The sequence below is a fragment of the Streptomyces sp. RPA4-2 genome (genome assembly GCF_012273515.2).
Taxonomy (GTDB): Bacteria; Actinomycetota; Actinomycetes; order Streptomycetales; family Streptomycetaceae; genus Streptomyces; species Streptomyces kaempferi.
In genome coordinates, this window is record NZ_CP050975.2 from 5,973,112 (window position 1) to 5,987,963 (window position 14,852).

The 14,852-nt window shown below is 70.1% G+C and carries 13 protein-coding genes and 2 tRNA genes; 10 read left to right on the forward strand and 5 right to left on the reverse strand.

All coding sequences use genetic code 11. The features are described 5' to 3' along the window. Positions 1-130 precede the first annotated feature (130 nt). From HEP85_RS26255 to HEP85_RS26270, 4 genes are all read left to right on the forward strand, one after another. A complete protein-coding gene (locus tag HEP85_RS26255; protein WP_168530132.1) occupies positions 131-1,246 on the forward strand; it encodes an SDR family oxidoreductase in 1,116 nt (371 codons plus the stop codon). A gap of 219 nt (positions 1,247-1,465) precedes the next feature. Continuing rightward, positions 1,466-1,927 (forward strand): molybdenum cofactor biosynthesis protein MoaE, encoded by a 462-nt coding sequence (locus tag HEP85_RS26260; protein WP_168530133.1) that lies wholly within the window; start codon positions 1,466-1,468, stop codon positions 1,925-1,927. A gap of 173 nt (positions 1,928-2,100) precedes the next feature. Continuing rightward, complete coding sequence (locus HEP85_RS26265; RefSeq protein ID WP_168530134.1) at positions 2,101-2,307, forward strand: hypothetical protein; 207 nt, start codon at positions 2,101-2,103, stop codon at positions 2,305-2,307. An 86-nt stretch (positions 2,308-2,393) separates the two neighbouring features. Beyond that, positions 2,394-3,488 (forward strand): PDZ domain-containing protein, encoded by a 1,095-nt coding sequence (locus HEP85_RS26270; protein WP_168530135.1) that lies wholly within the window; start codon positions 2,394-2,396, stop codon positions 3,486-3,488. 34 nt (positions 3,489-3,522) lie between these two features. Here the strand turns inward: HEP85_RS26270 and HEP85_RS26275 are convergent, their stop codons facing one another. Continuing rightward, on the reverse strand, positions 3,523-4,065 hold the full coding sequence (locus HEP85_RS26275) for a PPA1309 family protein (RefSeq protein WP_168530136.1): 543 nt from the start codon (positions 4,063-4,065) through the stop codon (positions 3,523-3,525). 163 nt (positions 4,066-4,228) lie between these two features. Here HEP85_RS26275 and HEP85_RS26280 point away from each other — a divergent pair, with 163 nt between their 5' ends. The 4 genes from HEP85_RS26280 (at position 4,229) to HEP85_RS26295 (ending at position 9,737) form a co-directional block, all read left to right on the forward strand. Beyond that, on the forward strand, positions 4,229-7,192 hold the full coding sequence (locus HEP85_RS26280; RefSeq protein WP_168534029.1) for a UPF0182 family protein: 2,964 nt from the start codon (positions 4,229-4,231) through the stop codon (positions 7,190-7,192). Positions 7,193-7,234: 42 nt separating this feature from the next. Continuing rightward, positions 7,235-7,308 (forward strand) — tRNA-Met (locus HEP85_RS26285). A 293-nt stretch (positions 7,309-7,601) separates the two neighbouring features. After that, complete coding sequence (locus HEP85_RS26290) at positions 7,602-9,434, forward strand: sel1 repeat family protein (protein ID WP_329290285.1); 1,833 nt, start codon at positions 7,602-7,604, stop codon at positions 9,432-9,434. Positions 9,435-9,663: 229 nt separating this feature from the next. Next, positions 9,664-9,737, forward strand: a tRNA-Met gene (locus tag HEP85_RS26295). Between the two features lie 122 nt (positions 9,738-9,859). On the opposite strand, the gene HEP85_RS26300 is transcribed toward HEP85_RS26295, so the two are convergent. Then, positions 9,860-10,276 (reverse strand): Fur family transcriptional regulator, encoded by a 417-nt coding sequence (locus tag HEP85_RS26300; protein WP_168530137.1) that lies wholly within the window; start codon positions 10,274-10,276, stop codon positions 9,860-9,862. 126 nt (positions 10,277-10,402) lie between these two features. Between HEP85_RS26300 and HEP85_RS26305 the strand changes: the two genes are divergently transcribed. After that, positions 10,403-11,875, forward strand: a complete 1,473-nt coding sequence (locus HEP85_RS26305) for a catalase (RefSeq protein ID WP_168530138.1) — start codon at positions 10,403-10,405, stop codon at positions 11,873-11,875. A gap of 90 nt (positions 11,876-11,965) precedes the next feature. On the opposite strand, the gene HEP85_RS26310 is transcribed toward HEP85_RS26305, so the two are convergent. Next, positions 11,966-12,358, reverse strand: coding sequence for a cyclic nucleotide-binding/CBS domain-containing protein (locus HEP85_RS26310; protein WP_168530139.1), 393 nt, complete (start codon positions 12,356-12,358; stop codon positions 11,966-11,968). Positions 12,359-12,608: 250 nt separating this feature from the next. Continuing rightward, positions 12,609-13,409, reverse strand: a complete 801-nt coding sequence (gene hisN, locus HEP85_RS26315; protein ID WP_168530140.1) for a histidinol-phosphatase — start codon at positions 13,407-13,409, stop codon at positions 12,609-12,611. Between the two features lie 331 nt (positions 13,410-13,740). Between hisN and HEP85_RS26320 the strand changes: the two genes are divergently transcribed. Continuing rightward, positions 13,741-14,349 carry a TetR/AcrR family transcriptional regulator gene (locus tag HEP85_RS26320; RefSeq protein ID WP_329290290.1) on the forward strand — a complete coding sequence of 203 codons (609 nt, stop codon included), beginning with the start codon at positions 13,741-13,743 and terminating at the stop codon, positions 14,347-14,349. 66 nt (positions 14,350-14,415) lie between these two features. Here HEP85_RS26320 and HEP85_RS26325 read toward each other — a convergent pair whose 3' ends face one another. After that, positions 14,416-14,739 (reverse strand): multidrug efflux SMR transporter, encoded by a 324-nt coding sequence (locus HEP85_RS26325; RefSeq protein ID WP_168530141.1) that lies wholly within the window; start codon positions 14,737-14,739, stop codon positions 14,416-14,418. Between the last annotated feature and the right edge of the window lie 113 nt (positions 14,740-14,852).

Below are 14,852 nucleotides of genomic sequence, written 5' to 3' on the forward strand. Positions count from 1 at the left end.
CCAGCCTAGACACCACAACCCGATCGGGCCTCGGTGCTTCGCCGACTCTTGGCCTGCGGCAGGATGGATGTCACCTGGTACGGACGCGTCACGCGCGTCCGTTACTGAAGACAACCGCTGGAGACGCCCGGTGAGTTCCCCAGATCCACAGGTTCGCGCAGCGCGAAACCACTCAACCAGCCCGCTCCCGCGCGGGCCCGTCGTCGCGGTCACCGGAGCCGCGTCCGGCGTGGGTGCGATGCTCACCGAGCGGCTCGCCGCCAGTGAGGAGATCAAGCAGGTCATCGCCATAGACGAGCGCCGGGGCGAGTGCGCGGCCGCCCAGTGGTACATCCTCGACGTGCGGGACCCGGCGATCGCGGAGAAGCTGCGCGGTGCGGACGTCGTGGTGCATCTCGCACTCGACCTCGACCTGGAGACGGACGCGGCCGCCCGTACGGCGTACAACGTCCGGGGGACGCAGACCGTGCTCACGGCCGCGGCGGCGGCCGGGGTGCACCGGGTCGTGCTGTGCACCTCCGCGATGGTCTACGGGGCGCTGCCGGACAACGAGCTGCCGCTCTCCGAGGACGCCGAGCTGCGGGCGACCGCCGAGGCCACCGGGGTCGGCGACCTCCTGGAGATCGAGCGGCTGGCGCGACGGGCGCCTCGCGCGCACCCCGGGCTCAATGTCACCGTCGTGCGCCCCGGGGTGCTGGTCGGTGGTGGCTCCGACACCGCGCTGACCAGGTATTTCGAGTCGCCACGGCTCCTTGTGGTGGCCGGGTCCCGGCCCGCCTGGCAGTTCTGCCACGTCGAGGATTTGTGCAGTGCTCTGGAACACGCCGTCCTGGAGAAGGTCGACGGGGAGCTGGCCGTCGGGTGCGACGGGTGGCTGGAGCAGGAAGAGGTCGAGGAGCTGAGCGGGATCCGGCGGATGGAGCTGCCGTCCGCCGTGGCCCTCGGGGCGGCGGCCCGGCTGCACCGGATCGGGCTCACCCCGTCACCGGCCGGGGACCTGGCGTACACGATGTACCCCTGGGTGGTGAGCGGCAGCCGGCTGCACGACGCCGGGTGGCGGCCGCGATGGACCAACGAGGAGGTTCTCGCGGAGCTGCTGGAGGAGGTCGCGGGTCGGCACACGGTGGCCGGGCGGCGGCTGGGCCGCAAGGACGCGACGGCCGCGGGAGCCGCGGGAGCGACGGTGGCGTTGCTCGGTACGGCGGCGATCGTGCGCCGGGCGCGGAAGGCCCGGCGCAGGATCTGAACAGGGCGGCAGAACGGCAGGGTGGCAGGACGGCAGGACAGGCCCCTGGGGGCCGCGCCCCGGGCGCGCGTGACGGGATCCGCCGGCCGGGCCCGTCCGCGCCGCCCCGTAGGAGGCCCGTAGGAGGCCCCACCCTGTAGGACGCTCCAAAGGGGCTCGCGCCGGAGCCGGGGGAAACGTGTATTCCTCGGTGCCGTGGGGGTGCGGCACGATGGGCGCATGGCACCTTCCTTTGAACACCCCGGAGAGCGGGCCGCGCAGGATCCCATTCGGCTGGTGGCGGTCCGGGACGAACCGCTGTCCCTGGACGAGGTCTTCCGGGCCGTCGGTGACGACGCCGCCGGAGGGACCGCCCTGTTCGTGGGGACCGTGCGCGACCACGACGGCGGTGCCGACGTCGCCGGACTGGGGTACTCGAGCCACCCCAGCGCCGAGGCGGAGATCCGCAGGATCGCCGAGAAGGTGGCCGCCGAGTACCCGGTACGGGCCCTGGCCGCCGTGCACCGCGTCGGAGACCTGGCCGTCGGGGATCTCGCGGTCGTCGTCGCCGTGTCGTGCCCGCACCGCGGCGAGGCCTTCGCGGCGTGCCGCAGACTGATCGACGACCTCAAGCACGAGGTGCCCATCTGGAAGCACCAGACGTTCTCCGACGGCACGGAGGAGTGGGTCGGCGCCTGCTGAGGAACACGGCCCGGAGCAGGGACGAAGCCCCGACGCGCCCACGGAGGGAGCACACCGGTCCGCCGCCCGTGCTCGGGTTGCGTAACCGACCCCCTGGCGTGAGCGTTAGCACTGCGAATGGTTAATCTGCTGATCAGTCAGTTGCGGTCGCTCGTTGGGGTTGGGAGGTCGGCATGGCGTCGCTCGCCTGGTTGCTGATTCCGCTTATGGCCGCGATCGGTGCCGGACTGTGGGGAAGTTGGGCCGGCCGGAATCGCAAGACGGCCGGAGACGGCGTCGAGCTCGAGGGCTACGCCCGCTTCCGTGCGGCCATGGAGCGGTCCGAGGCCGTCCCGGCACGGTCCGACACGCTGGAGAAGTCCCCCTCCGACGCGGTCTGAGGGGCACGGCGCCCCGTACGCGGCCGAGGGCCCCGTACGGGCGGCCCCGACGGTGCGCTGACAGCACCGTCCCGTACTGTCGACACATGCCACGCCGCACCGCGACGATGCTCGCCTCCACTCTGATCCTGATCGCGCTCCTGTGCGCGGGAGTGTTCATCACCGTGCCGTACTCGGAGATGTCACCGGGACCGACGGTGAACACACTGGGCGATCACGACGGCGAGCCGGTGCTGCAGATCTCCGGGCGCAAGACATACGCGACCACCGGGCACCTGAACATGACCACCGTCCGGGTGACCAGCGCGGACTACCGGATGAACCTCGTCGAGGCCGTCTACGGCTGGCTGGCGCACGACAACAAGATCGTCCCGCACGACACGCTGTACCCCGACGGCAAGACCGAGGAGCAGTCGACCCAGGAGAACGCCGAGGAGTTCAGTCAGTCCCAGGAGAGCGCCAAGGTGGCGGCCCTGAAGGAGCTGAACATCCCGGTGAAGTCCTGGGTGATCGTCTCCACGGTCGTCAAGGGCTCGCCGGCCGAGGGACGCCTGCACGCCGGTGACGTGATCAAGAAGGTCGAGGGTACGGCGGTCAAGGCGCCCGACGACGTCGCGAAGCTGGTCACCCGCCACAAGCCAGGCGAGAAGGTCGTCTTCACGGTCGTGCCCTTCAAGGAGCAGGCCGCCGCGGAGAAGGCGAACAGGACGGCGACCGAGACCCACGACGTCACGATCACCACGGCGAAGTCCGCCGACCGCGGCGCCGCCCGCGCCATCGTCGGCATCTCGGCCGGAACGGACCACACCTTCCCGTTCGACATCGACATCAAGCTCGCCGACGTCGGCGGACCGAGCGCCGGCCTGATGTTCGCGCTCGGCATCGTGGACAAGCTGACCCCGGACAACCTCACCGGCGGCAAGTTCGTGGCGGGAACCGGCACCATCGACGACGGCGGCACCGTCGGCCCGATCGGCGGCATCGAGATGAAGACGGTCGGCGCGCGCGAGAAGGGCGCCCAGTACTTCCTGACGCCCAAGGACAACTGCGCGGCCGCCGCCAAGGACACCCCCGAGGGGCTCACGCTCGTCAAGGTCAACACCATCGACGACGCGATGAGCGCCCTCAAGGACATCAGGTCCGGCAGGACGGCCGACCTGCCGAAGTGCACGGCCAAGTAGACCGGGCGATCCGCACCGTCACACAGGCCCGGGGTTACTCCGCGAACGTCGCCGACAACGCCTCGGCGAGCCCCGGCACCAGGCCCGACCCCGTCAGCACCTCCGTCGGCGCGTCCTTCTCACGCAGCCGCAGCGCCGAGTCGCGCGTCCCGTCGCGCAGGACGCCGACCGTCATGCGGACCTCCTGACGGTCCGGGTGCTCGGCGACCCACTTCGCGAGCTTCTTATCGCTCAGCCCCTCCGGAACGGAGGCCTCCGCGGACGGCGGCAGCATCAGCCGCTCCACGGTCAGCGCGCAGCCGACCACGGCGTCGGGCCAGGCGATGGTGCCGAGGAACTCGTCCAGCGGCTTGCCGGCAGGGATCTCGTCCTGCTCGACGGGGGTGAGAGCGGTGCTCTCGGTCTCGTCCTGCAGACCGAGCTGGGCCGCGAGGCCTGGTTCCTGGGTGCGCAGTCGTGCGGTGTCTACGAGGGCGAAGAGGCGAGCGGGCTGGTCCCAGCCGAGGCCTGAGGCGTACTCGTCGATCTCGAGTACGGCCCGGGTGAGCGGGCTCGCTGCCATGGGAGTGTTGGACATGGTCACAATCCTGCCTCGTTAGTACCCGGAAGCGGGAACCGAGTAAAGCGTGAGTAAGTTGCATAGGTGAGGCTCCACGATCACGGAGCCTGATGGATGGTCCGCGTTCACGGGGGCCTGACGGATCAACAGCGACTTCGAGGTGCGCACCTTGGCTTTCCAGATGCCGGACCGCGGCGGAGGCCCGACGGGGCCACGGATGAGAGTGGGCCGCCCCTCCCGGCGTGTCCGGACCCTGCTCATGACATTGGGCGTGCTGGCCGTGCTGGCCATGGCCTTCGTCATGTTCGCGGGGTTCTGGACGGACTGGCTCTGGTACCGGTCGGTCCACTACTCGTCCGTCTTCACGACGACCCTGTGGACCAAGATCGGACTCTTCTTCGTCTTCGGCCTGCTCATGGCGGCCGCGGTGGGGGTGAACATCTGGCTGGCACACCGGCTGCGGCCGCCACTGAGCGCCATGTCGATGGAGCAGCAGAGCCTCGACCGCTACCGGATGGGCATCGCGCCGTACAAGAGGTGGCTGCTGTTCGGCATCACCGCCCTGGTGGGGCTGATCGCGGGCGCGTCCGCGTCCGGCCAGTGGCGCACCTGGCTGATGTGGGTGAACGGAGTCCCCTTCGACCAGAAGGACCCCCAGTTCCACCTCGACGTCTCCTTCTACGCCTTCGACCTGCCCTGGTACCGGTTCCTCCTCGGTTTCGGCTTCGCCGCCGCCGTGCTGTCGCTGATCGCCGCCGCGCTCACGCACTACCTCTACGGAGGGCTGCGGATCACCAGCCCGGGGGCGCGCGCCACGGCGGCGGCCACCGGCCACCTCTCGGTGCTCCTCGGCGTCTTCGTCGCGCTGAAGGCGGTCGCCTACTGGCTCGACCGGTACGGACTCGCCGTGAAGTCCAGCGACTTCAAGGCGACCGGGAACTGGACCGGCCTCAGGTACGTCGACGCCAACGCCTATCTGCCCGCCAAGACGATCCTCTTCTGCATCGCCGTCATCTGCGCACTGCTGTTCTTCGCCACCCTGTGGCGGCGCACCTGGCAGCTGCCCGTGATCGGCTTCGGCCTGATGGTGCTCTCCGCGATCCTCATCGGCGGCCTGTACCCGGCGATCGTCCAGAAGTTCCAGGTCCAGCCGAACGAGCAGGCCAAGGAAGCGCCGTACGTCGAGAAGAACCTGAAGGCGACGCGCGAGGCCTACGGCATCGACGGCACTCAGGTCTCGGAGTACGCGGGCACGAGCGACACCAAGGACAAGACCAAGCTGCGCGATGACGCCGACTCCACGGCGAGCATCCGGATCATGGACCCGAACATCGTCTCCCCGACGTTCCAGCAGCTGCAGCAGATGAGGAACTACTACGCGTTCCCGACCAACCTGGACGTCGACCGCTACACCAAGGACGGCAAGGACCAGGACACGGTCATCGGGCTGCGTGAGCTGAACCTCAACGGCATCCCGAAGAACAACTGGATCAACGACCACTTCCGCTACACGCACGGCTACGGCGTGGTCGCCGCCAAGGGCACCACGGCGACCGCCGGCGGCCGGCCGGTCTTCACCGAGTCCGACCTGCCGTCCAAGGGCGACCTCGGGACGTACGAGCAGCGCGTCTACTACGGCGAGAAGACCACCCAGTACTCCATCGTCGGCGGTCCCCAGAAGGAGATCGACTACTCCGACGACAGCGGGGAGAAGACGACCAGCTACAAGGGCGGCAGCGGCGTCAGCCTCTCCAGCCCGGTCAACCGGGCCGCGTACGCGGTGGCGTTCGGTGAGCCGCAGATCCTCTACTCCGGCGCGATCGGCGAGGGATCCCGGATCCTCTACAACCGCACCCCCAAGGACCGCGTCGAGGCGGTGGCGCCCTGGCTGACCATCGACGGCGACGCCTACCCGGCCGTGGTCGACGGCAGGATCCAGTGGATCGTCGACGCGTACACCACGACCAACGGCTATCCGTACGCCTCCCGCACCACCCTCGGTGACACGACGGCCGACTCGCTCACGGCGACCAACAACCAGCGCGCGGTGGTGGCCCAGCAGAACCGGGTCAACTACATCCGCAACTCGGTGAAGGCGACCGTCGACGCGTACACCGGTGACGTCAAGCTCTACCAGTGGGACACCAAGGACCCGGTCCTCAAGACCTGGATGAAGGCGTTCCCGCACACGGTGAAGTCGAAGAAGGACATCTCGCCCTCGCTGATGGCCCATCTCCGGTACCCGCAGGACCTGTTCAAGGTCCAGCGCGAACTGCTCACCCGCTACCACGTGAAGGACGCGCAGACGTTCCTCAGCGGCAGCGAGGTGTGGCAGGTCCCCGACGACCCGAGCAACAAGTCGGGCAACGCGGTGCCGCCGTACTACCTGAGCATGAAGATGCCCGACCAGCAGGCACAGGCGTTCTCGCTGACGACGACGTTCACGCCGAACGGCCGGGACAACCTGAGCGCCTTCATGTCGGTCAACGCCGAAGCGGGCACCAGCGACTACGGCAAGATCAGAATCCTGAAACTGCCGACGAGCGAACCCGTCGACGGACCCAAACAGGTCCAGAGCCAGTTCAACTCCGAACAGACCATCGCCGAGTCCATCAGACTTCTCAGCGGCGGCGCCTCGGAGGTCGAGTACGGAAACCTGCTGACGATTCCGCTCGACGGAGGACTGCTCTACGTGGAGCCCGTCTACGTACGGGGTGGTGGACTCAAGTACCCACTGCTGCGCAAGGTGCTGGTGACCTACGGAGGCAACACCGCCTTCGAGGACACGCTCGACCAGGCCCTCAACAAGGTGTTCGGGGCGGACGTCACGACCACCCCACCGGGCGACACGGGCACCACGAAGCCACCGACATCGAGCAACCCCACGGTCCAGCAGGCGCTCGAGGACGCCCAGAAGGCCTTCACCCAGGGCCAGGAAGCCCTCAAGAAGGGCGACTGGACGGCGTACGGTCAGGCGCAGAAGGACCTTCAGGACGCTCTGAAGCGGGCTGAGGACGCCCAGAGCGCGGCCGGCAAGCCCAGCGGCGGCAGCAAGAGCGGCGACAAGGGCAGCGACAAGAACGGCAGCCCGAGCGGCAGCCCGAGTGGCACTCCCAGCAGCGACGGGAGCTCCGGAAGCAGCTGAACGGAGTCCCCTCCGCGCCGTGGTACGGTTGCAACACAACGGCGCGGGGTGGAGCAGCTCGGTAGCTCGCTGGGCTCATAACCCAGAGGTCGCAGGTTCAAATCCTGTCCCCGCTACTGAAAGGCGAAGGCCCGGATCCTCACGGATCCGGGCCTTCGTCATGTGCGGTTCCGTACGTCGCGCCCCTGGGCGCCGCCGCGCCCGCACGGGTGCGCGTGCGGGCGGCCTGCCGCCGGTACGCGGAGTGCGTACCGGCGCCGCTCGGCGACACGCGCGAAGGCTGCGCCATCCGTGGGGATTTGGGGATTTTGTGTTTCACTTGTCTCTCTGTGGGCATGTCGACAAAACGCTGAAGTGACCTCACTGACTGCGGTATACCAGGTGTGGCCAGGTTGCAGGTGGTGCGACGATGGACGTTATGGGGGACAAGGCAACTCTGTTGGAGACAGGGCGTTTTGTGCAGCCTTCGGACCGGGACGAAACCGGCGAGGCGGCAGAAGAGGCACGTCAGCGGCTCGCCGCCGAATCCGGCGACGTCGAGGCGATGAGCGTCCTCGGAGCGATGCTGCTGCGCCGCGGCGATCTCGACGCGGCCGAGCCCCAGCTGCGCGCCGCCACCGCCGCGGGCGACCGTGCGGCCGCCAACAACCTGGGTGTCCTCCTGCACCAGCGCGGATACACCGACGACGCCGCGGGATGGTGGCGGATCGCCGCCGTCGCGGGTTCCGCCGCCGCCGCGCACGCCCTCGGCCGCTACCACCGCGAGCGGGGCGACGAACCCGCCGCCGAGTACTGGCTGCGCCAGTCCGCCGAGCAGGGCCATGCCCTCGGGGCGTACGCGCTCGCCGACCTGCTGGAGCACCGTGGTGACGTCGGCGCCGAGCAGTGGATGCGGGCGGCCGCCGAGCGCGGGCACCGTGAGGCCGCGTACCGCCTCGCACGCACGCTCGACCGCAAGGCCGTGGACGCGGGCGAAAGGGGCTCCGACAACGGTGTCATCGGTGTGATGGGCGTCATCGGGGCCGCGGGTGAAGAGGCCGAGCAGTGGTACCGGCAGGCCGCCGCGCGTGGGCACCGGCGGGCCGCGCTGCACCTCGGGGCCATCCTGGAGAAGCGCGGCGAGCTCAAGGAGGCCGGCCGCTGGTACCTGACGTCCGCCAAGGACGGCGAGGCGCGGGCCGCCTGCGCGCTCGGATTCCTGCTGCGCGACGCCGGCGACACCGAGAGCGCCGCCGTGTGGTGGCTGCGCGCCGCGCAGGAGGGCGACGGCAACGCCGCGAACGCGCTCGGCGCGCTGCACGCCGAGCGGGGCGAGACCCAGACCGCCGAGCGGTGGTACCGGGCCGCGATGGACGCGGGCGACACCAACGGCGCCTACAACCTCGCGCTGCTCTGCGCCGAGCAGGGACGGACCGCGCAGGCCGAGCAGTGGTACCGGCAGGCCGCGTACGCCGGCCACCGGGAGGCGGCGAACGCCCTGGCTGTCCTGCTGCTCCAGGTCGGGGACGCGGCCGGCGCCGAGCCGTGGTTCTCCAAGGCGGCGGAGGCCGGCAGCGTCGACGCCGCGTTCAATCTCGGGATCCTGCACGCCGGACGGGGCACCGCGGCCGACGACGCCGCGGCGCTGCGGTGGTACGAGCGTGCCGCCGCCGACGGGCACACGGAGGCCGCGCTCCAGGTCGGCATCGCACGGCTGCGGGACGGGGACGAAGGCACGGCGGAGCGGCATCTGCGCCGCGCGGCGGGAGGCGGCAGCGCCGAGGCCGCGTACCGGCTGGCCTCGGTGCTCGACGCACGGCGGCCACCCGCGCCGGCGCACGAGCTGGGGGAGCCCGCACACGAGAAGAGCGAGTGCGAGGAGTGGTACGAGCGGGCGGCGTCCCAGGGCCACCGGCGGGCGCAGGTGCGGGTGGGCATGCTCGCGGCGGCGCGCGGGGACGTGGTCGACGCGGCGCGCTGGTACCGCGAGGCCGCGGAGGCCGGGTCACGGAACGGGGCGTTCAATCTCGGGCTGCTGCTCGCCCGGGAGGGGAGCGAGCCGGAGGCGGCGCTGTGGTGGGCCCGTGCGGCGGACGCGGGGCACGGGCGGGCGGCGTTGCGGCTCGCCCTCGTCTGCGCGCGGCGGGGGGAGCTGGCCGAGGGGCAGCGGTGGGCGGACCGGGCGGTTTCGCTGGGGCCGGCGGAGGTGTCGGAGCGGGCGGCGCGGTTGCGGGACGCGTTGCGGGAGGAGTTGTCGGCGTGAGCCGTCCCGGCGGTACCAGGGGGCGCCGTCCGTAGACCCCTGGCCGTGTCAAGGGGTGCCACCCGTCAGGCACGTCTGTGTCCGGGGGCTCCGCGCCCAGACCCCCGTATCGGCCTGGAGGGCCTCGTCCTCGAACGCCGGACGGGCTGATGGTGCCGGCCCCGCTGGAGACGCCGGAGAAAGGGATTTGCGCTGGTCCACCCAGGTGACGTAACGTTCAGTTCAACGACGCGGGGTGGAGCAGCTCGGTAGCTCGCTGGGCTCATAACCCAGAGGTCGCAGGTTCAAATCCTGTCCCCGCTACTCAAGGCCCAGGGCCCGGATCTTCGGATCCGGGCCCTAGGTGTTTTCCGGGGGCGCACGACACTGAAAAGCCCCGGCTTCCCCTTGAGGGCCGAGGCTTCGGTGAGCGTGGTGTGCGGTCGTCAGGCCGCCGCGCAGTTCGGGCACACGCCGCGGTACGTCACCTCGACGTTCGAGACCGCGAAGCCGAAGCGCTCCGAGTCCGGAAGGTCCGCCAGCGGGTTGCCGCCCGGGTGGACGTCGCGGATCGCACCGCACCGGGCGCAGACCAGATGGTGGTGCGGACGGTGCGCGTTCGGGTCGTAGCGCTTCGCGCGCTTGTTCGTGGCGACTTCCAGCACCTCGCCGAGCGAGACCAGCTCACCCAGCGTGTTGTAGACGGTCGCCCGGGAGATCTCCGGCAGCTTGGCGACGGCGCGCGCGTGCACCTCGTCGGCCGTCAGGTGGACGTGATCGCCGTCGAGCACCTCGGCCACGACACGCCGCTGTGCGGTCATGCGCCAGCCGCGTCCGCGCAGGCGTTCCAACAGGTCACTCATGCGAATAACCCTAACAGCAGGCGTACCAGATCGGGAACGAGTGTGATTTTGGAAGGCTGTTTGACTTAGACATTGTCCATTGTAGGATCGGGCTCGTTAGTGGCCGGGGAACAGGTCCGGGCAGGAATGACGCAGGAGGCGCACGTGACGCAGGGACCGCTTACGACGGAGGCCGGCGCGCCGGTGGCCGACAACCAGAACAGCGAGACCGCGGGCGTCGGTGGCCCTGTGCTCGTCCAGGACCAGCTGCTGCTGGAGAAGCTCGCCCACTTCAACCGCGAGCGCATCCCGGAGCGTGTCGTGCACGCCCGTGGCGCCGCCGCGTACGGCACCTTCACGCTCACCCGTGACGTGTCGCGGTGGACACGCGCGAAGTTCCTCTCCGAGGTCGGCAAGCAGACCGAGACGTTTCTGCGCTTCTCGACGGTGGCCGGAAACCTCGGCTCCGCGGACGCGGTCCGTGACCCCCGCGGCTTCGCGCTGAAGTTCTACACCGAAGAGGGCAACTACGACCTCGTCGGCAACAACACCCCGGTGTTCTTCATCAAGGACGCCATCAAGTTCCCCGACTTCATCCACACGCAGAAGCGCGACCCGTACACCGGTTCGCAGGAGGCCGACAACGTGTGGGACTTCTGGGGGCTGTCCCCCGAGTCCACCCACCAGGTGACCTGGCTCTTCGGTGACCGCGGCATCCCGGCCTCCTACCGCCACCTCAACGGGTACGGCTCGCACACGTACCAGTGGAACAACGAGGCCGGCGAGGTCTTCTGGGTCAAGTACCACTTCAAGACCGACCAGGGCATCAAGAACTTGACCACCGAGGAGGCCGTCCGTCTCTCCGGCGTCGACCCCGACTCCCACCAGCGCGACCTGCGCGAGGCCATCGAGCGCGGCGACTTCCCGTCCTGGACCGTGCAGATCCAGGTCATGCCGGCGGACGAGGCGGCGGACTACCGCTTCAACCCGTTCGACCTCACCAAGGTGTGGCCGCACGAGGACTACCCGCCGATCGAGATCGGCAGGCTGGAACTCAACCGCAACCCGGAGAACGTCTTCGCCGAGGTGGAGCAGTCGATCTTCTCGCCCGCGCACTTCGTGCCGGGCATCGGTCCCTCGCCGGACAAGATGCTCCAGGGGCGCCTCTTCGCCTACGGTGACGCGCACCGCTACCGCGTCGGCGTCAACGCCGACCACCTGCCGGTGAACCGTCCGCGCGCCACCGAGGCGCGTACCCACTCCCGTGACGGCTCCCTGTACGACGGCCGGCACGGGGGTGCCAAGAACTACGAGCCGAACAGCTTCGGCGGCCCGTTCCAGACGGACCGCCCGCTGTGGCAGCCGACCGCGGGCTTCACCGCGGGCACCGGCAGCCATGAGGCCCCGGTCCACTCCGAGGACACCGACTTCGTACAGGCCGGTGACCTCTACCGGCTGATGTCCGAGGACGAGCGGGGCCGTCTGATCGAGAACCTGGCGGGCTTCATTTCCAAGGTGTCCCGTGACGAGATCGCCGAGCGTGCGATCGCCAACTTCCGTCAGGCCGACGGAGACTTCGGCAAGCGGCTGGAGGCCGCGGTCCAGGCCCTGCGCGGCTGATCACCAGCACTGGATCGCTTGTCGTCGACGGCGGGCCGGACCTCCTCGCGCCGAGGGGGTCCGGCCCGTCGGTGTGGGTGCGGGATCCGCTCAGGCCGGCACGCGCTGCCGGACCGGTGCCCAGCAGCGGATGATGTCGCGCACCGAGACGATGCCGACGGGGCCGCTGCCGTCGAGCACGATCAGATGGCGGAAGCCGCCGTGCGACATCGCCGCCGCGGCCTCCTCCAGGGTCCAGACCGGGGCGGCGAAGACGACCTCGGTGGTGGTGTGGGTGTCGGCGGTCTCGGCGTCGGGGTCCTGGCCGAGGGCGAGCGAGTTGAGGATGTCACGCTCGGTGAGGATGCCGACGCCGCCGGCGTCCTCGTCGAGGACGACGGCCGCGCCGACGCGGCGAGCGGACATCAGACGGGCCGCCTGGCGGAGGGTGTGTGCCGGGCCGATGGTGAGGACCACCGTGCTCATGGCGTCGCGGACGAGCATGGAAGGAGCCACCTCCTACGAATCCGTCGAGCTTGCGAGCGGATTCACAAGTTCACAAGTGGGGGGACTCTCAGAGTCGCAGTTAAAGGGACGGTCAACAAGGGGGCGCGTGCCGTGAGATCGGGGGCGCCCAGGGGTTACTCAGAAGCCTCAGGTCACCCCGGGGTGCCCAGGAATCCCCTTCAGCAGCGCCGGTTCGGGTACCCCGGCCCCCTGTAGCGCCGGTTCCGGTACCCCGGCTACCCCGAACTCAGTAGCGCTGATTCAGATACCCCAGCATCTCGTCGTGGAGGATGCCGTTCGAAGCGGCCGCGTTGCCGCCGTGCGGGCCCGGACGGCCGTCGAGGCCGGTGAAGGTGCCGCCCGCCTCGGTCACCACGATCGCGTTCGCCGCCATGTCCCAGAGGGACAGCTCCGGCTCGGCGCAGATGTCCACCGAGCCCTCCGCGACCATCATGTACGGCCAGAAGTCGCCGTATCCGCGGGTGCGCCAGACGGCCTTCGTCAGGTCCAGGAATCCGTCCAGGCGGCCCTGGTCCTCCCAGCCGGACAGCGAGGAGTACGCGAAGGAGGCGTCGGCCATCCGCGAGACCTGGGAGACGTGCAGGCGCGAAGCCGAGGAGAGGCTGCGGCCGGTGAACGCGCCGTGGCCCTTCGCCGCCCACCAGCGGCGGCCGAGCGCCGGCGCGGAGACGACGCCGACGACCGGCTGGTAACCGCCCTCGACCGCTTCCATCAGGGAGATCAGCGTGGCCCAGACGGGGACGCCCCGGACGTAGTTCTTGGTGCCGTCGATCGGGTCGATCACCCAGCGGCGCGGGCCCGTGCCCTCGATGCCGTACTCCTCGCCGAGGACCGCGTCGCGCGGCCGTGCCCGCTGGAGATGACCGCGGATGAGCTCCTCGGCGGCCTTGTCCGCCTCGCTCACCGGCGTCATGTCCGGCTTGGTCTCGACCTTCAGGTCGAGCGCCTTGAACCGGTCCATCGTCGCGGCGTCGGCGGCGTCCGCCAGGACATGGGCCAGGCGCAGGTCATCGCGGTAGTCGGGCATGACTGCACCGTATATGGGTCCCTCGGGCCACAGCCATACGGCCCGGGGAACAAACCCGGGGAACAAACCAGGAGAACAGACCCGGGGAAGAACGGGCCGGGCGGCGGTCGCCGCGCTGCCGGGTGACCGTCGTGCGGACAGTCGCCGTGCCGGGTGATCGCGGGCGGGCGGCTGTCGGGGACGGGGTGACCGACGCGGCCGTACGGTCGGGTGATCATCGCGGCGCGCGACGGCTCGCGTACGCCCCTCGGCGCCGCCGCGAACCCTTGACAGTGCCCGTGCACGCGTCAAATCTGAGCTGCAGTGCCGCCCGCTCGCCCCAGGGAGGCGAATGATGCCTGCAGCGCGGGAATCGCTTCTGGACGCCGCTCACACGGCGCTCGCCCGTCGGCCGTGGTCCACGGTGCGGATGGTCGACGTCGCGGCCGTGGCCGGAGTGTCCCGTCAGACGCTCTACAACGAGTTCGGCAGCAAGGAAGGGCTCGCACGAGCGCTCGTGCGGCGGGAGGCCGACGGCTATCTCGCCGGCGTCGAACGCGCGCTCGCCGCACACGCGGACGCGCGCGAACGGCTGGTCGCGACCGCCGAGTGGACCATGACGGCGGCACGCGGCAACGCGCTGGTACGGGCCATGCTCACCGGCTGCTGGAGCGAGCGGCTGCCCTCGCCGACGCTCTCGGCGGTGCCGTCCTCGTCCGCGGTGCCCGCGCAGCGGCGGGCGGACGGGCCGCTGCCGTCGCCGGCCGACTTCGTGGCCCTCGTGAGGGACCGGGCCGTCGCCGCGCTCGCCGGTCCCGGCGCGACCCGGGCCGACGCCGTCGAACTGGCCGGGCCCTGCGAGCTGGTGACGCGGTTGGCGCTGTCGTGCGTGGCGGCTCCGCCGGGGGAGGGCGGGATGACGGATCTGGTGCGCGGCGCGTTGCCCCGGCAATGGCGGTGACACGCCATCACGGGTGGCCGGTGGCCGGTGAAGGGTGACGCGTGCCCGGTGTCGCCGCCGGCCGGTTCAGTGGGCCGATCCCGAGAGTTGGAGGCCGATGACGCCGAAGATGACGAAGCTGATCGAGACGATCTTCAGGGTCGACACCAGGTCGCCGAGGAAGATCATTCCGTAGATCGCCGTGCCCGCCGCGCCGATGCCCGTCCACACCGCGTACGCCGGGCCGACGTCGAGCTTCTTGAGGGAGAGGGTCAGCAGGCCGAAGCTGCCCAGGGCGAAGACGCAGAAGGCGACGGTCGGCCAGAGTCTGGTGAAGCCGTGCGAGAGCTTCAGACAGACGGCGAAACCGGTTTCGAGCACTCCTGCCACAACGACCAGCAGCCACGCCATGTCTTGTCCTCCCGCGTCCGCACGTCGACTGCTCCGTCTGGCTCGGATCAGGCCAGCGGTCCCCGAGGGCGCTGGGTGCGATTATGCATTTACCGGGCTGCCGCGGACGCAAA

Coding starts and splice junctions, on each gene's coding strand:
- HEP85_RS26260 (WP_168530133.1), top strand. CDS start 1,466: ATGGCACCTTCCTTTGAACACCCCGGAGAGCGGGCCGCGCAGGATCCC.
- HEP85_RS26305 (WP_168530138.1), top strand. CDS start 10,403: ATGACGCAGGAGGCGCACGTGACGCAGGGACCGCTTACGACGGAGGCC.
- HEP85_RS26275 (WP_168530136.1), bottom strand. CDS start 4,065: ATGTCCAACACTCCCATGGCAGCGAGCCCGCTCACCCGGGCCGTACTC.
- HEP85_RS26320 (WP_329290290.1), top strand. CDS start 13,741: ATGATGCCTGCAGCGCGGGAATCGCTTCTGGACGCCGCTCACACGGCG.
- hisN (WP_168530140.1), bottom strand. CDS start 13,409: ATGCCCGACTACCGCGATGACCTGCGCCTGGCCCATGTCCTGGCGGAC.
- HEP85_RS26270 (WP_168530135.1), top strand. CDS start 2,394: ATGCCACGCCGCACCGCGACGATGCTCGCCTCCACTCTGATCCTGATC.
- HEP85_RS26280 (WP_168534029.1), top strand. CDS start 4,229: ATGCCGGACCGCGGCGGAGGCCCGACGGGGCCACGGATGAGAGTGGGC.
- HEP85_RS26325 (WP_168530141.1), bottom strand. CDS start 14,739: ATGGCGTGGCTGCTGGTCGTTGTGGCAGGAGTGCTCGAAACCGGTTTC.
- HEP85_RS26300 (WP_168530137.1), bottom strand. CDS start 10,276: ATGAGTGACCTGTTGGAACGCCTGCGCGGACGCGGCTGGCGCATGACC.
- HEP85_RS26310 (WP_168530139.1), bottom strand. CDS start 12,358: ATGCTCGTCCGCGACGCCATGAGCACGGTGGTCCTCACCATCGGCCCG.
- HEP85_RS26290 (WP_329290285.1), top strand. CDS start 7,602: ATGGACGTTATGGGGGACAAGGCAACTCTGTTGGAGACAGGGCGTTTT.
- HEP85_RS26265 (WP_168530134.1), top strand. CDS start 2,101: ATGGCGTCGCTCGCCTGGTTGCTGATTCCGCTTATGGCCGCGATCGGT.